The 16,934-nt window shown below is 62.8% G+C and carries 17 protein-coding genes; 5 read left to right on the forward strand and 12 right to left on the reverse strand.

Annotation, left to right across the window (positions count from 1 at the left end; all coding sequences use genetic code 11):
* The coding region (locus tag BM275_RS08070) for a transposase (RefSeq protein WP_139229573.1) at positions 1 to 266 on the reverse strand (266 nt) is incomplete at its 3' end.
* Positions 267 to 562: 296 nt separating this feature from the next.
* Between BM275_RS08070 and BM275_RS08075 the strand changes: the two genes are divergently transcribed.
* The gene (locus tag BM275_RS08075) at positions 563 to 1,744 is read left to right on the forward strand and encodes an SEL1-like repeat protein (protein WP_090520530.1); all 1,182 of its coding nucleotides are present in this window, start codon (positions 563 to 565) and stop codon (positions 1,742 to 1,744) included.
* Positions 1,745 to 2,311: 567 nt separating this feature from the next.
* The gene (gene ahpF / locus BM275_RS08080) at positions 2,312 to 3,874 is read left to right on the forward strand and encodes an alkyl hydroperoxide reductase subunit F (RefSeq protein ID WP_090520534.1); all 1,563 of its coding nucleotides are present in this window, start codon (positions 2,312 to 2,314) and stop codon (positions 3,872 to 3,874) included.
* Positions 3,875 to 3,929: 55 nt separating this feature from the next.
* Here the strand turns inward: ahpF and BM275_RS08085 are convergent, their stop codons facing one another.
* Genes BM275_RS08085 through glyQ form a run of 5 tightly spaced genes read right to left on the reverse strand, consistent with a single transcriptional unit; the run spans position 3,930 to position 9,652 of the window.
* Positions 3,930 to 5,309, reverse strand: coding sequence for a GGDEF domain-containing protein (locus BM275_RS08085; protein WP_042925919.1), 1,380 nt, complete (start codon positions 5,307 to 5,309; stop codon positions 3,930 to 3,932).
* A gap of 51 nt (positions 5,310 to 5,360) precedes the next feature.
* Complete coding sequence (locus tag BM275_RS08090; protein WP_014818493.1) at positions 5,361 to 6,110, reverse strand: lysophospholipid acyltransferase family protein; 750 nt, start codon at positions 6,108 to 6,110, stop codon at positions 5,361 to 5,363.
* The gene (gene gmhB / locus BM275_RS08095) at positions 6,107 to 6,649 is read right to left on the reverse strand and encodes a D-glycero-beta-D-manno-heptose 1,7-bisphosphate 7-phosphatase (protein WP_090520536.1); all 543 of its coding nucleotides are present in this window, start codon (positions 6,647 to 6,649) and stop codon (positions 6,107 to 6,109) included. The genes BM275_RS08090 and gmhB overlap by 4 nt, the downstream gene beginning before the upstream one ends.
* A gap of 4 nt (positions 6,650 to 6,653) precedes the next feature.
* On the reverse strand, positions 6,654 to 8,708 hold the full coding sequence (gene glyS, locus BM275_RS08100; RefSeq protein WP_090520538.1) for a glycine--tRNA ligase subunit beta: 2,055 nt from the start codon (positions 8,706 to 8,708) through the stop codon (positions 6,654 to 6,656).
* The gene (gene glyQ / locus BM275_RS08105; RefSeq protein ID WP_003284253.1) at positions 8,705 to 9,652 is read right to left on the reverse strand and encodes a glycine--tRNA ligase subunit alpha; all 948 of its coding nucleotides are present in this window, start codon (positions 9,650 to 9,652) and stop codon (positions 8,705 to 8,707) included. Before glyQ ends, glyS begins: the two co-directional genes overlap by 4 nt.
* A 107-nt stretch (positions 9,653 to 9,759) precedes the next feature.
* Between glyQ and BM275_RS08110 the strand changes: the two genes are divergently transcribed.
* The 3 genes from BM275_RS08110 to BM275_RS08120 all read left to right on the forward strand — a co-directional run bounded on the left by BM275_RS08110 (position 9,760) and on the right by BM275_RS08120 (position 11,610).
* Positions 9,760 to 10,317: a DNA-3-methyladenine glycosylase I gene (locus BM275_RS08110; protein WP_090520542.1), complete on the forward strand. Its 558-nt coding sequence runs from the start codon at positions 9,760 to 9,762 to the stop codon at positions 10,315 to 10,317.
* Positions 10,318 to 10,425: 108 nt separating this feature from the next.
* Entirely contained in the window at positions 10,426 to 11,313 is an 888-nt protein-coding gene (locus BM275_RS08115) for a lysophospholipid acyltransferase (RefSeq protein ID WP_090520545.1), read from the forward strand.
* Between the two features lie 30 nt (positions 11,314 to 11,343).
* Positions 11,344 to 11,610, forward strand: coding sequence for a PilZ domain-containing protein (locus BM275_RS08120; protein WP_014818498.1), 267 nt, complete (start codon positions 11,344 to 11,346; stop codon positions 11,608 to 11,610).
* 22 nt (positions 11,611 to 11,632) lie between these two features.
* Here BM275_RS08120 and BM275_RS08125 read toward each other — a convergent pair whose 3' ends face one another.
* From BM275_RS08125 to trkA, 6 genes are all read right to left on the reverse strand, one after another.
* Complete coding sequence (locus tag BM275_RS08125) at positions 11,633 to 11,950, reverse strand: tetratricopeptide repeat protein (RefSeq protein ID WP_014818499.1); 318 nt, start codon at positions 11,948 to 11,950, stop codon at positions 11,633 to 11,635.
* 145 nt (positions 11,951 to 12,095) lie between these two features.
* A complete protein-coding gene (ehuA, locus tag BM275_RS08130; protein ID WP_090520548.1) occupies positions 12,096 to 12,932 on the reverse strand; it encodes an ectoine/hydroxyectoine ABC transporter ATP-binding protein EhuA in 837 nt (278 codons plus the stop codon).
* Positions 12,929 to 13,588 carry an ectoine/hydroxyectoine ABC transporter permease subunit EhuD gene (gene ehuD / locus BM275_RS08135; RefSeq protein WP_008569079.1) on the reverse strand — a complete coding sequence of 220 codons (660 nt, stop codon included), beginning with the start codon at positions 13,586 to 13,588 and terminating at the stop codon, positions 12,929 to 12,931. Before ehuD ends, ehuA begins: the two co-directional genes overlap by 4 nt.
* Positions 13,585 to 14,244: an ectoine/hydroxyectoine ABC transporter permease subunit EhuC gene (ehuC, locus tag BM275_RS08140; protein WP_003284262.1), complete on the reverse strand. Its 660-nt coding sequence runs from the start codon at positions 14,242 to 14,244 to the stop codon at positions 13,585 to 13,587. The genes ehuD and ehuC overlap by 4 nt, the downstream gene beginning before the upstream one ends.
* A gap of 120 nt (positions 14,245 to 14,364) precedes the next feature.
* On the reverse strand, positions 14,365 to 15,222 hold the full coding sequence (ehuB, locus tag BM275_RS08145) for an ectoine/hydroxyectoine ABC transporter substrate-binding protein EhuB (RefSeq protein WP_023446435.1): 858 nt from the start codon (positions 15,220 to 15,222) through the stop codon (positions 14,365 to 14,367).
* A 335-nt stretch (positions 15,223 to 15,557) separates the two neighbouring features.
* Positions 15,558 to 16,931 (reverse strand): Trk system potassium transporter TrkA, encoded by a 1,374-nt coding sequence (gene trkA / locus BM275_RS08150; protein ID WP_014818504.1) that lies wholly within the window; start codon positions 16,929 to 16,931, stop codon positions 15,558 to 15,560.
* Between the last annotated feature and the right edge of the window lie 3 nt (positions 16,932 to 16,934).

Here is a 16,934-nt window from a genome sequence, read left to right on the forward strand (position 1 = left end):
GCCTTTTTTAGGATCGCTTTCTCCCGTTCCAGTCGGTCGTTCCTGGCTTCCAGCTCCTGGATTTTCTGCTGTTCGGGCGTCAGTGCTTTGCTCTTCGGGGTAACGCCCTCGCGCTCCTCTTGAAGCTGTTTTACCCATCGGCGCAGGGCCGACTCAACCACTCCCAGTGAACGAGCTGCTTCGATATGGCTGTAGCCCTGATCGAGCACCAGGCAGGCGGCCTCTCGTTTGAACTCGGGCGTAAAGGAACGACGTTGCTTGGTCATCAGACACCTCTCTATGGCGAGCATTCTCGCCCTAAATGGGTGTCCGGAATCAGTAGACCACTACATCCTGCAAGTGAGATGGTGCCTAGCGAATCGGCTGGCGCGGCGCTCGACTTTGCGACAGATTGCTAGCTAGAATCTGTCGCAGGCGCCCGCCCAACTTGCACACGAGTTAAAACAGGCTTTCACATCCTTCGTTCCATATCTCTCTTGCTGAGAAACCCTTCCAAGCCTAGATGTCCGGGGCTTAAACGTGTGCCGTTCGCTCCGTACGTCAGGCGATGAGGATTGGTTTCATGGCTATCAAAGAACTCGTTTACGCCACCAAGCAGCAGCTTGAGTCTGCTACCCAGCAGTCATTTCGGCACTCGCATATCTATGAGCTATTTGCAGCGAGCTTTGGGTTCAATACCCGTGCTTCGTTGGATGCGGGCCACGTCATGGCTGTAATGGAGCGTGCGCCAGTGCCAGTGGCCTCTTCACTGGCAACACTTCATCGTCGTTTAGCCGAGTTGGGTTATGAGTCGGTTGCTGACTCGGCTGGTGCGGCCTTGTTAAGCATGATTGCTGATCAGTGTCTGGGGGTTGCCTCCGTTGAGTTGGTTATAGATACCCTTCAACAAGGCTATTGGGCATACCCCGAGGACTGGTATGACATTGATGAGGAGGTCGAGGATGAAGCCTCTGACTCTGAGTCAGCAGGCAACCAGCCTCCATCTCTCGACCCTGCAAAAATCGCGTTGTTGATTGACGGCCTAAACGGTTTGGCTTCGAGGGGCAGCGCGGCAGCTCACTATGCTTTGGCACTTATATATAGAGGCGATGACCTCAGTGAAGAGGAGGGCTCCGCTTATTGGTATTCACTTATGGAGCAGGGCCGTGATCTTGATGGGGTGCGGCTCGAATGGGCGACGGCCTATAAGACTCAGCTGCTCAATGCCGAGCGGGAGGTACTTCATTTGAATGAGGCTGCGCGCCTGGGATGGGCAGATGCCAGGTTGGATATTGCTCTTGATAAGGCGCAGCGTGCTGAGCATCGAGGCGACCATGGGCAAGCTGAGCATTGGTACAAGGAGGCCGCAGGCTTAGGTCATATGGAGGCGATGCGCTCATTAGCCTGGTTGGCTCAGGGCGCCGGTGATGAGGACACTGCAAGGCATTGGAATCATCAGGCCGCTCTGCATGGTGACGTCGATGCAATGCGCGATCTGATCGATGAAGATGACCGGGGCAATCTATTCCAGAACTGGGTCTGGATTTACCTTGCCGAGCATCTGGGAAGCGACCTGCGCAAGAGTACGCTGCGGGCATACCACGATGGCGGTCTGTATACAGGCCAGGAGTACGACGATGACCAAGGCGGGCCACTTTACGTCGCTGGGGACGAGGGGCTTCAGCTTGAATCGCTGAGCGCTTTAGATGATTCGAGAGCCAGGGATACAGCTCAGGAGCTTTTTAGCCGTATCAGCCACCCATAGTCAGCAGCCTGGGCATGCTTCAAGCTTTCGCAGCGTGCGGCTGCCTCAGCTTTGGGGTGTAGGCTCAAGGGAAGGATAGCCCTGAAACCTGCGACGGACGGGGCTTCCATCAATTTGCCGTCCTCCCTAAGCTGAGTTTCATTGACACGGTGTCAATCCATACCGACCCGCGCCAGGTGGCGGTTACCTTGGTTTGTAGTGCTCTCCTGTGAGGGCATACGGAAAATGCCATTTATTCCGGCCATTTCGACGGAAAATGCCACTTTATCTGGCTCAAACATGCCAATAATGGTGCCCATTTTTAACGTAAGTCATTGATTTTTATAGGGTGACGAATGTCGCCTTTATCGCCCGTCGACACCGCCGCCGCCGTTCCAGACCAAGGCAACAAAACAGAACCCCGACTCACAAGGTCGGGGTTTTTGTTTTTAGGGATAGGCTTTCTAAATCGAACTGACTGTTTTAATCAATTTCGAAATAGTCCCTTTCCGGCGTAAGGTTGCTTCATTCGAGATTCATCACTTTACCGAGCCCTCCGGGCCACCATAGTTACGAGGACAGTTGCCAATGTTGGACACCAATCTCAAGACCCAGTTGAAAGCCTACCTGGAGAAGGTCACCCAGCCCTTCGAGATCGTCGCGTCCCTCGATGACGGCGAGAAATCCCGGGAAATGCTGAGCCTGTTGCAGGACATCGCCGGTCTCAGCGACAAGATCACCCTCAAGACCGACGGTGACGATGCACGCAAGCCGTCGTTCTCGCTCAACCGCATCGGCGGCAACATCAGCCTGCGTTTTGCCGGCATCCCCATGGGCCACGAATTCACCTCGCTGGTGCTGGCCCTGCTGCAGGTCGGCGGTCATCCGTCGAAGACTGCACCGGAAGTAATCGAGCAGATCAGGGCGCTGGATGGCGACTACAGCTTCGAAACCTACTTCTCGCTGTCCTGCCAGAACTGCCCGGACGTGGTCCAGGCGCTGAACCTGATGGCCGTGCTCAACCCGAACATCAAGCACGTCGCCATCGACGGCGCGCTGTTCCAGGACGAAGTCGAAGCCCGTCAGATCATGTCGGTGCCGAGCATCTACCTCAACGGCGAGCTGTTCACCCAGGGTCGCATGAGTGAGGAAGAGATCCTCGCCAAGCTCGACACCGGCTCCAGCGCCCGTGACGCCGAGAAGCTCAAGGCCAAGGATGCCTTCGACGTGCTGGTGGTCGGCGGCGGTCCCGCCGGCGCCGCAGCGGCCATCTACGCAGCGCGCAAGGGCATCCGCACCGGTGTCGCCGCGGAGCGCTTCGGCGGTCAGGTGCTCGACACCATGGCCATCGAGAACTTCATCTCAGTGAAGGAAACCGAAGGCCCGAAACTGGCCCGCGCGCTGGAAGAGCATGTGCGCGAGTACGAGGTCGACATCATGAACCTGCAGCGCGCCAGCCAGTTGATCCCGGCCGGCGAAGACGGCCTGCACCGCGTGCAGTTCGAGAACGGCGGCGAGCTCAAGGCCAAGACCCTGATCCTCGCCACCGGCGCGCGCTGGCGCGAAATGAACGTGCCCGGCGAGCAGGAATACCGCGGCCGTGGCGTCGCCTACTGCCCGCACTGCGACGGCCCGCTGTTCAAGGGCAAGCGCGTGGCGGTGATCGGCGGTGGCAACTCCGGCGTGGAGGCGGCCATCGACCTGGCCGGCATCGTCGCTCATGTGACCCTGCTCGAGTTTGGCGAAGAGCTGCGTGCCGATGCGGTGCTGCAGCGCAAGCTCAACAGCCTGCCCAACGTCCGCGTGCTGAAGATGGCGCAGACCACCGAGGTCCAGGGCGACGGCCAGAAGGTCACCGGCCTGGTCTACAAGGACCGCAGCAGCGAAGAAATGCACAGCGTCGAGCTGGAAGGCATCTTCGTGCAGATCGGCCTGCTGCCCAACAGCGAATGGCTCAAGGGCACCCTGGAGCTGTCACGCTTCGGCGAGATCATCGTCGACGCCAAGGGCCAGACCAGCATCCCCGGCGTGTTCGCCGCCGGTGACGTGACCACGGTGCCGTACAAGCAGATCGTGATCGCCGTCGGTGAAGGCGCCAAGGCCTCGCTGAGCGCCTTCGATCACCTGATCCGGTCGTCCGCGCCGGCCTGAATCGAAGCGCAATAAATAAGGGGAGCTGCTCCCCTTTTTCATTGCGTGCCGTTTGCTAGGCGAGCGCCGGACTGTGAAGCACGCAGCGATTGCGCCCTTCGTGTTTTGCCTGATACAGCGCCTGATCGGCTTGTTGCAGCAGACGTTCGTAATCCGGATGGCCGTCATGCACTGCCATACCGATGCTGACGGTGACCTGCAGAACTGCTCCATTGGATAGACGGAACTGCTCACGGGCGATGCGCTCGCGCAACTTCTCTGCCGCGGCAAACGCCTTGTTGGCATCTATGTCCACTAGTACCAGCAGGAACTCTTCGCCGCCCAGGCGGAACGCATAGTCGCCACCGCGGGTGTTGCTGGCCAGCAGCGCACCGACCTGCTGCAGAATCTGGTCACCGCCGTCATGGCCATGGGTGTCGTTGATGCGCTTGAAGTGGTCGACATCGATGGCGAGCACGCCGAAGGTGTTGTTCGACTGGCGCGCGTAAAGCACTTCCTTGGCCATCACCACCGGCAGGAACTTGCGGTTGAGTAGCCGCGTCAGCACGTCTCGGCCGGCCTCCAGGTCGTTGGCCTGTTCGAACAGGCTGTCGAGCAGAAACTTGATCGAGCGGGTCTGCTCGCGGATCTGATGCAGCTTGCCCAGCCGCGCACTGGCGTCCTGCAGCCCGCCAATGGCTTTGAGCTCCTGATCGATGCGCTCGATATAGTCGAGGATACTGGCGCTTTCCGGCGAACCCTGGAACGCGTGGGAGGCCTTGTGGCGGAACCAAAGGCCGAACTCGGAACCCGCCAGCTGCGGCAGCGCGCCGGTCAGATTGCCGATCGCCAGGTCGAACATCAGCTGATTCTCCCAATCGAGCAGTGCCGCGCGCTGTCGCTCTTTTTCGACGCCGATGTTCTGCGAGACGGAGAACAGCCGATAGGCCTCCTCGGCGCGGGAGTTGCGATCATGAGACTGGGAATAGGCGAAGCAGATGATCTCCACCGCCAGGTCGATCAGGTCGGAACCCATGCGGGCCGCTTTGCGTCGCACTGGCTCGGCGAGATCGCGCTGTTCCAGCAACTGGCGCAGGCGGCCCTTGAGCGAGCGGGAGCCGCGCAGCACCAGGCTGACCGGAATCTCGATGCGGGCGTGGATGTCGCCGACCTTTCGCTGCAGGTCGATGACGGCGTCGAGGTCGCTATGGGCCGTCGACGAACATACCGTGACGATCCACTTCTGCATCGATTTGCCGAGGCGGTTCTTCACCTGATCGTGGGACAGGAAGCTGGCCGAATGGGGATCGGCAAGCATCTGGGAATAGAAATGCTCGGCCAGCTCGGCGCTCTTTTCTTCGGCAACGGCCTGCAGTGCGATAGCCGCTTCGGTAGGATAGCCGTCCAGCAGGCGCAGCCATTCTGCGACCAGCTGGTGGTTGGGTATTTGCTGCATAGGGGACTCGTGAAGCTGAGGCCGCGTCCCTGCCCTGCCTCAGCGTAGTGATCAGAGGGTCGGGCGACCCTGAGCTTCGAGCTGGCTGACTTGCGCGTTGATCCAATCTTCGGCGCGTTGATTGAGCTCGGCGATGGCCCGCGGGCTCTCGCTGTCGGCGAACATGGCTGGGCCGATCACCACCTGGATAGTGCCGGGACGCTTGCCCCAACCGGCCTTCGGCCAGAACATGCCGGCGTTGTGCGCGATGGGCAGCACTGGCAGACCGGCGTTGACTGCCAAGGCCGCGCCGCTGCGGGAGAACTTGCCCTGCTCACCCACTGGTACGCGGGTGCCTTCCGGGAAGATCAGCACCCAGGCGCCCTGCTCCAGACGCTCGTGACCCTGCTTGGCGACCTGGCGCAGCGCCGCCTTGGGGTTGTCGCGATCAATGGCGATCGGCTTGAGCAGCATGATCGCCCAGCCGAAGAACGGCACCCGCAACAACTCACGCTTGAGCACCTGAGTCAGCGGCTCGAAATAGGCCGAGAGAAAGAAGGTTTCCCAGGTGCTCTGGTGCTTGGCCAGGATCACGCAGGGACGCGCCGGCACATTCTCCGCGCCATGCACCTCGTAGCGCAGGCCAACCAGCGTCTTGCCCAACCACACGGCGCAGCGACACCAGTTCTGTACCACGAAGCGATAGCGCGCGCGGAACGCCATGAACGGGGCGAATACAAGGCTCACCAGGCACCAGGCGAACGCGGTGAACGCCAGCATGAAGTAGAACAGGGCGATACGAACGGGTAACAGGAGGCTCATCGAGAACTCTCGAGTAGATGATCGACAACAGCGGCAAGGTCATCGAAGACCTGAGTGCTCGGCGGCAGAGTACCCTCCAGGGTACGCAGGCCTTTGCCGGTCCTGACCAGATAAGGCACGCCGCCGAGCAGCATGCCGGCGTGCAGATCGCGGTGACTGTCGCCTACCACCGGTACACCCTTCAGGTCCGCCAGGCCGAAATGCTCGGCGATGCTGCGGAACATTCCAGGCTTCGGCTTACGGCAGTTGCAGCCGTCGTCCGGGCCGTGTGGGCAGTGCACGATCAGGTCGATGCGCCCGCCCTGCTCCATCACCAGCTGCTGCATCTTGAAATGCATGTCGCCGAGGGTGCTCAGATCGAACTTGCCGCGCGCGACACCGGACTGGTTGGTGGCAACCGCCACCGTCCAGCCGGCTTTGCACAGACGCGCGATGGCTTCCAGCGACCCGGGAATGGGGATCCACTCCTCCAGCGACTTCACGTACTCGTCGGAGTCCTCGTTGATTACCCCGTCGCGGTCCAGCACGATCAGCTTCACGGGCTTAGCCAAGTGCGGAAATATCGGCAACGCCAAGGAACAGTCCTCTCAGCCGGGCCAGCAAGGCATAACGGTTGGCACGTACCGAAGCGTCTTCGGCATTTACCAGCACCGCCTCGAAGAACGCATCCACCGGGCCACGCAGGTGCGCCAAACGCTCCAGCGCTTCGCGGTACTGACGCGCGGCGGCCAACGGTTGTACCGCCTGCTCAGCCTGCTGAATCGCCGAGTACAGCGAGAACTCGGTGGCGTTGTCGAACCAGCGTGGCTCTACCGCTTCCGGCAGCTTCGCATCGAACTTGCTCAGCAGGTTGGAGACGCGCTTGTTGGCGGCAGCCAGGGACGCCGCTTCCGGCAATGTGCGGAACGCCTGCACGGCCTGCACGCGCTGGTCGAAGTCCAGCGCCGAACCAGGCTGCACGGCACGCACCGAGAGGTAGGCAGCGACGTCGACGCCCTCGTCCTCGTAGCGCGCACGCAGGCGATCGAAGATGAACTCCAGGACCTGATCGGCGAGGCCGGCCGACTTGACCTGCGTACCGAACTGGCCGATGGCGAAGTTCACTGCCTCGACCAGATTCAGGTCCAGCTGCTTCTCGATGAGGATGCGCAGTACGCCAAGGGCGGCGCGGCGCAGGGCGTAGGGGTCCTTGGAGCCGGTCGGCAGCATGCCGATGCCGAAGATCCCGACCAGGGTATCGAGCTTGTCCGCCACGGCCACAGCTGCGCCAGTGAGTGTGCTCGGCAGCTCGCCGCCGGCACCGCGCGGCATGTACTGCTCGTTCAGCGCCAGCGCCACGTCTTCCGGCTCGCCGTCGTTGAGCGCGTAGTAGTAACCGGCAACGCCCTGCATTTCCGGAAACTCGCCAACCATCTCGGTGGCCAGGTCGCACTTACAGAGCAGGCCGGCGCGCGCGGCGCGCTGCTTGTCGCCGCCGGTACGCTCGGCGATCAGCCCGGCCAGGCGCGAGACGCGCTCGGCCTTGTCGTACACGGTGCCGAGCTGGGCCTGGAATACCACGTTTTTCAGGCGTTCGTTGAAGCTGTCGAGCTTCTGCTTCTTGTCCTGCTTGAAGAAGAACTCGGCGTCGGTCAGGCGCGGGCGTACGACTTTCTCGTTGCCGGAAACGATCTGCGCCGGGTCCTTCGATTCGATATTCGCCACGGTGATGAAGCGCGGCAGCAGCCTGCCGTTGGCGTCCAGCAGGCAGAAGTACTTCTGGTTGTCCTGCATGGTGGTGATCAGCGCTTCCTGCGGCACTTCGAGGAAGCGTTCCTCGAACGAGCAGACCAGCGGCACCGGCCACTCGACCAGCGCGGTCACTTCATCGAGCAGCGCCGGCGGCACGATGGCCGTACCGTTCTGCTCGGCAGCCAGCTGCTCGACGCGCTTGGCGATCAGCTCGCGGCGCTCGGCGAAGTCGGCGATCACATGGGCGCCACGCAGGTCTTCCAGATAGCTGGAAGGCTTGGAAATATGCACCTGGCCCGGGCTGTGGAAGCGGTGGCCGCGGGATTCGCGCCCGGCGCGCTGGGCGAGGATCTCGCAATCGATGACCTGCTCGCCGAAGAGCATCACCAGCCACTGGGTCGGACGGACGAACTCTTCCTTGCGTGCGGCCCAGCGCATGCGCTTGGGGATCGGCAGATCGTTCAGCGAGGTCGCGACGATACCCGGCAGCAGTTCGGCAGCCGGTTGGCCTTCGATGGTACGGCTGAACTTGAGCTTCGGCCCGCTGCGATCGATCTCGGCGAGGTCGACGCCGCACTTGCGGGCAAAGCCCAGGGCGGCCTGGGTCGGCTCGCCGTTAGCGTCGAAGGCGGCCTGCATCGGCGGGCCGTCGAGGTTGATGCTGCGATCGGGCTGCTGGGTCGCCAGCTGTTCGACCAGCACGGCCAGGCGACGCGGCGCAGCATAGGCCTGCGTCTTGACGAAGCCCAGGCCGGCGTCCTTCAGGCCCTTCTCGATACCGGCGCAGAAGGCTTCGGCCAGCTTGGCGAGCGCCTTCGGTGGGAGTTCTTCGGTACCCAGTTCGACGAGAAAATCCAGTGCACTCATTCTGCAGCCTCCAGCTTGGCCAGCACTTCGTCACGCAGTTCGGGGGTGGCCATGGGGAAGCCGAGTTTGGCCCGGGCCAGCAGGTAGCTCTGGGCGATCGAACGCGCCAGGCTGCGCACGCGCAGGATGTACTGCTGGCGCGCGGTGACCGAAATGGCGCGACGGGCATCGAGCAGGTTGAAGGTGTGCGAGGCCTTGACCACCATCTCGTAGGCCGGCAGCGGCAGTTCGGCAGCCATCAGACGATTGGCCTCGCTCTCGTAGAAATCGAAGAGTTCGAACAGCTTCGGCACGTTGGCGTGCTCGAAGTTGTAGGTCGACTGCTCCACCTCGTTCTGGTGGAACACATCGCCGTAGGTCACGGTGCCGAACGGACCATCGGCCCAGATCAGGTCGTAGACCGAGTCGACGCCCTGTAGGTACATGGCCAGGCGCTCGAGACCGTAGGTGATCTCGCCGGTGACCGGATAGCACTCGACGCCGCCGACCTGCTGGAAGTAGGTGAACTGAGTGACTTCCATGCCGTTGAGCCAGACCTCCCAGCCCAGGCCCCAAGCACCGAGGGTCGGCGATTCCCAGTTGTCCTCGACGAAGCGTACGTCGTGCACCGAGGTGTCGACGCCGATGCGGCGCAGCGACTCCAGGTACAGGTCCTGGATGTTGTCCGGGTTGGGCTTGAGCACCACCTGGAATTGATAATAGTGCTGCAGGCGGTTGGGGTTCTCGCCGTAGCGGCCATCGGCGGGGCGGCGCGAAGGCTGAACATAGGCGGCGTTCCAGGTCTCGGGACCAATGGCGCGCAGGAAGGTGGCGGTGTGGAATGTACCGGCGCCCATTTCCATGTCATAGGGCTGCAGGACCACGCAACCCTGCTCGGCCCAGTAGCTTTGCAGGGCGAGGATCAGGTCTTGGAAGGTGCGCACGGCAGGCGTAGTCTGGCTCAAAATTTCACCTGTGCTGGGCTTCGACAGAAAGCCTCGAAGTATACCCCCCGCATGGTCGCGCTTGCGATGGTTTCGGCCATCGGACGAGGCCTGCGCAAGGAGACCACATGCCACGTTGCGCCTGGTGCGGCACGGACCCGCTGTACATCGACTACCACGATCGTGAATGGGGCGTACCGGCCCGCGATCCGCAGGTACTGTTCGAATTCCTCTTGCTCGAAGCCTTTCAGGCCGGACTCTCCTGGATCACCGTGTTGCGCAAGCGCGAGCGCTACCGGCAGGTGTTGTTCGGTTTCGATGCCGAGCGCCTGGCGCGCATGAGCGATGCCGAGATCGACGAGCGCATGCTGGACCCCGGCATCATCCGCAACCGTCTCAAGCTCAAGGCGGCGCGGCAGAATGCCCGCGCCTGGTTGCAGCTGGAGGATCCGGTGGGTTTCGTCTGGTCGTTCGTCGGCGGCGAGCCGAAGATCAACCGCTTCGAGGGCATCGATCAGGTGCCGCCGGTCTCCCCCGAGGCCGAGGCGATGAGCCGCGCGCTGAAGAAGGCCGGTTTCAGCTTCGTCGGCCCGACCATCTGCTACGCCTACATGCAGGCCTGCGGCATGGTCATGGACCACCTGACCGATTGCGAGCGCCACGCCGAGCTGGCCGGCGATGCTTGAAACGCTGCATGGTTGCGCTGCCAGGATGTGCGTCGTTGCCGCCGCTGCGCCTGAAAGCTGGCGACGGTTGCAGGTAGACTAGGCAACCTGAAAATTTCGGAGTGCGGTGTGGAAAAGCTCAAAGGTGCCATCGTCGTCGGCTCCCTGCGACTGTTCGCTCGACTGCCCTGGCGCATGGTCCAGGGCCTGGGCTCGATGATCGGCTGGCTGATGTGGAAGCTGCCGAACCGCTCGCGGGACGTCGCGCGAATCAACCTGCACAAGTGCTTCCCCGAGCTGAGCCCGGCGGAACTCGACGCCCTGCTCGGGCGCACCCTGCGTGAAACCGGCATGACCTTCACCGAAAGCGCCTGCGCCTGGATCTGGCCGGCAGAAAAGACCCTGAAACTGGTCCGCGAAGTCGACGGCCTGGACGTGCTGCAAGCGGCGCTGGCCTCGGGCAAGGGCGTGGTCGGCATCACCAGTCACCTGGGCAATTGGGAAGTGCTCAATCATTTCTACTGCGCGCAATGCAAGCCGATCATCTTCTACCGACCGCCGAAACTGAAGGCGGTGGACGATCTGCTGCGCCAGCAGCGTGTGCAGCTGGGCAATCGCGTCGCGCCCTCGACCAGGGAAGGCATTCTCAGCGTCATCAAGGAGGTTCGGCGTGGTGGTGCGGTCGGTATTCCGGCGGACCCCGAGCCGAGCGAAGGCAGTGGCATCTTCGTGCCCTTCTTCGCCACCCAGGCGCTGACCAGCAAGTTCGTGCCCGGCATGCTCGCCGGTGGCAAGGCGGTTGGGGTGTTCCTTCATGCGTTGCGTCTGGAGGACGGTTCGGGCTACAAAGTCGTCCTCGAGGCCGCGCACGAAGGGATGTACAGCGAAGATGCGGAAACTGGCGTAGCGGCGATGAGCGCAATGATCGAGAAGTATGTGCGCGCCTATCCCAGCCAGTACATGTGGACCATGAAGCGCTTCAAGAAACGCCCCGCCGGCGAGAAGCGCTGGTACTGATCAGGCTCAAACAACAACAGGGACGAGCGCATGCAAAACCAGAGACAGCATCCGCGTACCAACATGAAGTGCCGCATCCGCATTGCGCATCCGGCCTTTGGCGAAGTCTTCGCGCAGACCCGTGATCTATCCGATGGTGGCGTCTACGTCCGGCATCCGGAGCTGGTGGTGCTGCATCCCGGCGACGAGGTGACCGGCCAGGTCCAGGACCTGCCGATTCCGGCGCCGGAACTGCGAATGGTGGTGATGCGGGTGGATGCCGAAGGGGTCGGCCTGCAGTTCGTGCACGAAACCTGACCGCTGGCCGCGGCGCGCCGGTTCAGTCGGGCGTCAGCCGGTCGAGCCGGCGCAGGAATACGGTCATTTCCTTTTCCGCCTGCTTGTCGCCCTGGGCGTTCGCCGCGGCGATTCCGCGCTCCCACGCCTGATGGGCGCCGGGCTTGTCGCCATCGGCCTGCAGCGCCTTGCCCAGCAGTTTCCAGGCAGCGGAGTATTTCGGATCGAGTTCGACGCAGCGGCGCAGGTGCTCTGCCGCCCGCCCCGGCTGCCCGGCATCCATGTAGCCCTTGCCGAGGCCGAAACGTAGCATCGGATTGTCCATGCCTTGGGACAGCATCTTTTCCAGCGATTCGAGCATCTTGAAGACCTTTTCGGTGCAGCGCTCCGGGGCGTTTTCTCACTTTAGTGCATCGCCGCCGCCGGGCAATAGCGGCAGCATACGCCATTGGTCTTAGCTGATGCGGGGCTTTCGCCGTCTTCGTGTGGGCTGGGTTGCAAGCGGCTCAGTGGGCCTCGTTGACCGCGCTGAGAAACTCCCGGGTGCGTTCCTCGCGCGGGTTGTTGAACAGCTCGTCCGGGCTGCCCTGTTCGTGAATCCGGCCCTGATGGAAGAAGCACACCCGATCGGCGAACTCACGGGCAAAGCCCATCTGGTGGGTCACCATCAGCATCGTCAGGTTGTGCGCCTCGCCGAGGCGGCGGATGACATTGAGCACTTCGCCGCAGAGCTCCGGGTCCAGCGCCGAGGTCACTTCGTCGAACAGCATCACCTTCGGCCGCATCGCCAGTGCGCGGGCAATCGCCACGCGCTGTTGCTGACCGCCGGAGAGTTGCGCCGGGAAGTGTTCGAGCTTGTCTTCCAGGCCGACCATGGCCAGCAGTTCTTCGGCGCGTTCGCGGGCTTCGGCCTTGCTCAGGCCGAGCACCTGGACCGGCGCTTCCATGACGTTGTGCAAGGCGTTCATATGGGGGAACAGGTTGAAGCTCTGGAACACCATGCCGACCTTGCCACGCACCCGTCGCAGGTGACGGGCATTGGCCGGGACCAACTGGCCGCTGGCGTCGGGCATGTGCGTCAGCGGCTCGCCGTCGACCTCGATCACGCCTTCGTCAATGCCTTCCAGGGTCATCAGCACCCGCAACAGGGTGGATTTGCCCGAGCCGCTGGGGCCGATGATCGCGACCTTCTCGCCTTCCTCGATCTGCAGGTCGAGCCCGTCGAGCACGGTCAGTTCACCGTAGCGCTTGGTCACGCCGGCGAAGCGCACCAAAGGTTGCGCCTGCTCCGGTTGTTGCGGCGTCGGGTTCAGGGTGTCCGTGGACTGCATCGGCGTATTCATCGGGCCAGCTCCATGCGGTTTTCCAGACGGCGCACGCACCAGGCGAGGCCGAGGCTGAGAATGAGAAAGAACAGGCCGACCATGGTGATCGGCTCCAGATAGCGGAAACTCTCGGAGCCGATGTTCTTGGCTCGCTGCATGATTTCCACCACGGTGATCGCCGACAGCACCGGGGTGTCCTTGAGGATCGAGATCAGGTAGTTGCCCAGCGCCGGCAGCACCGGACGCAACGCCTGCGGCAGGATTACGTCGCGGTAGGCGGTCCAGGGCTTCATGTTCAGTGCGGTGACGGCTTCCCATTGCGATCGGGGTACCGCGTCCAGGCCGGCGCGGTACACCTCGGCGGTGTAGCAGGCGTAATGCAGGGCGATGCCGATGATGCCTGCCTGCATGGCGCTGAGGTTGAGGCCGTAGTTGGGGAAGACGTAGAACAGGAAGTACACCTGAATCAGCAGCGGTGTGCTGCGGATGAACTCGATCAGCCCGGTGATCGGCCAGGATAGCCAGCGCAGGCGGCTGCGACGGCCAATAGCGAGGAACAAACCGAGCACCACGGCAATGGCGAAACCGGCCAGGGCGATGCCGATGGTGGTCAGCGAGGCATCCAGCAGGCGCGGCAGGATCTCGCGGGCGAACTGCCAGTCGAAGAAATTCATGACAGGCCTCCGCGCATCCGCCCGCGGGCCAGCCGGCGTTCCAGCTGGCGCATGCCGAAGTTGATCGCCTGGGCCAGGACGAAGTAGATCACCAGCGCCAGGCCGAAGATCTCCATGGTCATCAGCGTCGCCTGATCCAGCTGGCGGGCGCGGAAGGCCAGATCTGACAGGGTGATCAGGGACACCAGCGAAGTGTTCTTCAGCAACTCGATCAGCAGGTTGGTGCCGGGCGGAATTGCCGCGAGCAACGCCTGCGGCAGGATGATTCGGCGCATGCGTGTCAGCGGCGTCATGTTCAGCGCCTGACAGGCTTCGTGCTGGCCCTGGTGTACCGAGCGGATCGCGCCGCGCAGTACCTCGGCCCCATATGCGCCGATGTTCAGGCCCAGGCCGACCACTGCCACGGCGAAGGCACTCATTTCGACATTGAACGGTGGCATCGGCAGCACGAAGTACAGCCAGAACAGCTGCACCAGCAGCGACGAGCCGCGGAAGACCTCGATGTAGGTGATGGCAAGCCAGCGCAACGGCGCCACCGGCGAAAGCCGCGCCAGCGCGGCGATCAGCGCGCAGGCGATGGCCAGCAGGGAGCCGAAGAAGGTCACCTTCACGGTGACCCAGGCACCCTGCAGCAGCAGAGGAAGCAGTTCGATCATGATGGCGCTATCCGGTTTTCCGGAGCGCTGAGCGAGGCTGCGCAAACAGCGGCGCAGCCTTGGTCAGCGTTCACAGGCGGGACAGCGGTCGGCGGCGCCAACCAGCCGCCCCGGCGGGCTTCAGGCGCCGCAGAGCTCGGCGGCAGTCTTGTCGGTGATGTTGGAGCGATCGAAGCCGAATGGCTCGATGGTCTTCAGATGCTCCTCGCTGCCCAGCCACTGCTTGAGCTCGGCATTGACCGCGTCACGCAGCGCCTTGTCCTGCGGACGGAAAGCCAGCGCGCCATAACCGGCACGGGCTGGATCGTCCTTGAAGTCGGCGATGGCCTCGACATCGTCACCGGCCTTGTCCGCCAGCCCCTTCATGGTCAGCTGGGTGCCGATGGCGGCATCGGCGCGACCACCGCGCACGGCCTGCAGCTGCGAGGTGGTATCCGGGACCTGCAGAATCTGCGAATCCTTGATGCCGGCCTTGCGCGCATAACCGAGGTTCACCGTGCCGGACATGATGGCGATCTTCACGTCTGGGTTGTTGGCGATGTCTTCGTAGCTGCGCAGGTTCTTCGGGTTGCCTTCGGCCACCAGCAGGGTGTCGAGCAGGCGGTAGTGCGGATCGGTGAACAGCACCTGCTTGCAGCGTTCAGGGGTGATGTACATGCCCGCTGCGATGAGGTCGAAGCGCCCGGCGCGCAGGCCGGGGATCAGCGAGCCCCACTCGGTGAGTACCGGTTTGATGGTGTCGATCTGCATGCGCTCGAACACCTTGCGCACGATCTCTGGCGATTCGCCGGTGACACTGCCGTCGAGAGCGGTGTAGGCGAAGGGGGTTTCATTGGCGTAGCCGATGCGGACGCTGCTGCTGTCCTTGATGTCTTCCAGGGTATCGGCCTGGGTCAGGCTTGCGAAACCGATGCTGGCCAGGGCGGCGCAGCCGATCAGCAGCCGGCGGGAGCGTGTCGGGATGGTGCTGTTCCTCATGGAGTTTCTCCTGTTCCTTGTAGAGACCCGAGGAATCGGATCGTTATTTGTCTAGGAGGGGCAATTGCTCGAGCTCATTTAGGGACTCTTCTGACGACGAATGGTGCGGTGAAACCGAGCGACGATAGCTTGGCTCAATCGTCAGGCCGCACAGGCGGCAAGCCAGGAGGGTACAAAAGCTGGCCATAAAATGGAAATCGGAGGGCATCGGGATCGAATGGAGCCGATCGGTGGGAATGCCGTCTATTTCAGCTGATCGGGCTGGCAGTCGTAGGTAATTGAAAAAACGAAACGGCCCGCCGAGTGGCGGGCCGTCCATGCAGTCGCAATGATCGCTAGAAGAAGGTCAGGCCGGCCTGGAACAGGCGCTCGACGTCGCGAATGTGCTTCTTGTCGACGAGGAACAGGATGACGTGATCGCCGGACTCGATCCGTGTGTCGTCATGGGCGATCAACACCTGGTCGTCGCGAATCACCGCGCCGATGGTGGTACCCGGGGGCAGCGCGATCTGCTCGATGGGGCGCCCGATCACCTTGCTCGAACGCGGATCGCCGTGGGCGATCACCTCGATGGCTTCGGCCGCGCCACGGCGCAGCGAGTGGGCGCTGACGATGTCGCCGCGGCGTACGTGGGTCAGCAGGGTACCGATGGTGGCGAGCTGCGGGCTGATGGCGATGTCGATCTCGCCACCCTGAACCAGATCGACGTAGGCCGGGTTGTTGATGATGCACATCACCTTGCGCGCGCCCAGCCGCTTGGCCAGCAGCGACGACATGATGTTGGCCTCGTCGTCGTTGGTCAGCGCGAGGAACACGTCCGCCTCGCTGATGTTCTCCTCGACCAGCAGGTCGCGGTCGGAAGCGCTGCCCTGCAGGATGATCGTGCTGTCCAGCGTGTCCGACAGGTAGCGACAGCGCGCCGGGTTCATCTCGATGATCTTCACCTGGTAACGGCTCTCGATCGCTTCGGCCAGCCGCTCGCCGATGTGGCCGCCACCGGCGATGACGATGCGCTTGTAGTTCTCGTCGAGCCGGCGCATTTCGCTCATCACCGCGCGGATATGGCCCCTGGCGGCGATGAAGAATACCTCGTCATCGGCCTCGATCACCGTGTCGCCACGGGGCAGGATGGCCTGGTTGCGACGGAAGATGGCGGCCACACGGGTATCGACGTTGGGCATGTGGCGGCGCAGTTGGCGCAGCTCTTGGCCGACCAGCGGCCCGCCGTAGTAGGCGCGCACCGCCACCAGCTGCGCCTTGCCTTCGGCGAAGTCGATTACCTGCAGCGAGCCGGGATGTTCGATCAGGCGCTTGATGTAGTTGGTGACCACCTGTTCCGGGCTGATCAGCACGTCGACCGGAATCGCCTCGTTGGCGAACAGACCGGAGCGCACCAGGTAGGCCGCTTCGCGCACGCGGGCGATCTTGGTCGGCGTATGGAACAGGGTGTAAGCGACCTGGCAGGCGACCATGTTGGTCTCGTCGCTGTTGGTCACCGCCACCAGCATGTCGGCGTCGTCTGCGCCGGCCTGGCGCAGCACCGTCGGAAACGAGCCGCGGCCCTGGATGGTGCGGATGTCCAGGCGATCACCGAGATCGCGCAGGCGGTCGCCGTCGGTGTCGACCACGGTGATGTCGTTGGCTTCGCTGGCGAGGTGTTCGGCGAGGGTGCCGCCGACCTGACCGGCACCGAGGATGATGATCTTCACGCG

This window comes from Stutzerimonas kunmingensis, assembly GCF_900114065.1.
GTDB classification, from domain to species: domain Bacteria; phylum Pseudomonadota; class Gammaproteobacteria; order Pseudomonadales; family Pseudomonadaceae; genus Stutzerimonas; species Stutzerimonas kunmingensis.

Bases quoted from the DNA above. Each gene is read 5' to 3' on its own strand.
- BM275_RS08075 (WP_090520530.1), top strand. From the start codon at position 563: ATGGCTATCAAAGAACTCGTTTACGCCACCAAGCAGCAGCTTGAGTCT.
- ahpF (WP_090520534.1), top strand. From the start codon at position 2,312: ATGTTGGACACCAATCTCAAGACCCAGTTGAAAGCCTACCTGGAGAAG.
- BM275_RS08085 (WP_042925919.1), bottom strand. From the start codon at position 5,309: ATGCAGCAAATACCCAACCACCAGCTGGTCGCAGAATGGCTGCGCCTG.
- BM275_RS08090 (WP_014818493.1), bottom strand. From the start codon at position 6,110: ATGAGCCTCCTGTTACCCGTTCGTATCGCCCTGTTCTACTTCATGCTG.
- glyS (WP_090520538.1), bottom strand. From the start codon at position 8,708: ATGAGTGCACTGGATTTTCTCGTCGAACTGGGTACCGAAGAACTCCCA.
- BM275_RS08110 (WP_090520542.1), top strand. From the start codon at position 9,760: ATGCCACGTTGCGCCTGGTGCGGCACGGACCCGCTGTACATCGACTAC.
- BM275_RS08120 (WP_014818498.1), top strand. From the start codon at position 11,344: ATGCAAAACCAGAGACAGCATCCGCGTACCAACATGAAGTGCCGCATC.
- BM275_RS08125 (WP_014818499.1), bottom strand. From the start codon at position 11,950: ATGCTCGAATCGCTGGAAAAGATGCTGTCCCAAGGCATGGACAATCCG.
- ehuA (WP_090520548.1), bottom strand. From the start codon at position 12,932: ATGAATACGCCGATGCAGTCCACGGACACCCTGAACCCGACGCCGCAA.
- ehuD (WP_008569079.1), bottom strand. From the start codon at position 13,588: ATGAATTTCTTCGACTGGCAGTTCGCCCGCGAGATCCTGCCGCGCCTG.
- ehuC (WP_003284262.1), bottom strand. From the start codon at position 14,244: ATGATCGAACTGCTTCCTCTGCTGCTGCAGGGTGCCTGGGTCACCGTG.
- ehuB (WP_023446435.1), bottom strand. From the start codon at position 15,222: ATGAGGAACAGCACCATCCCGACACGCTCCCGCCGGCTGCTGATCGGC.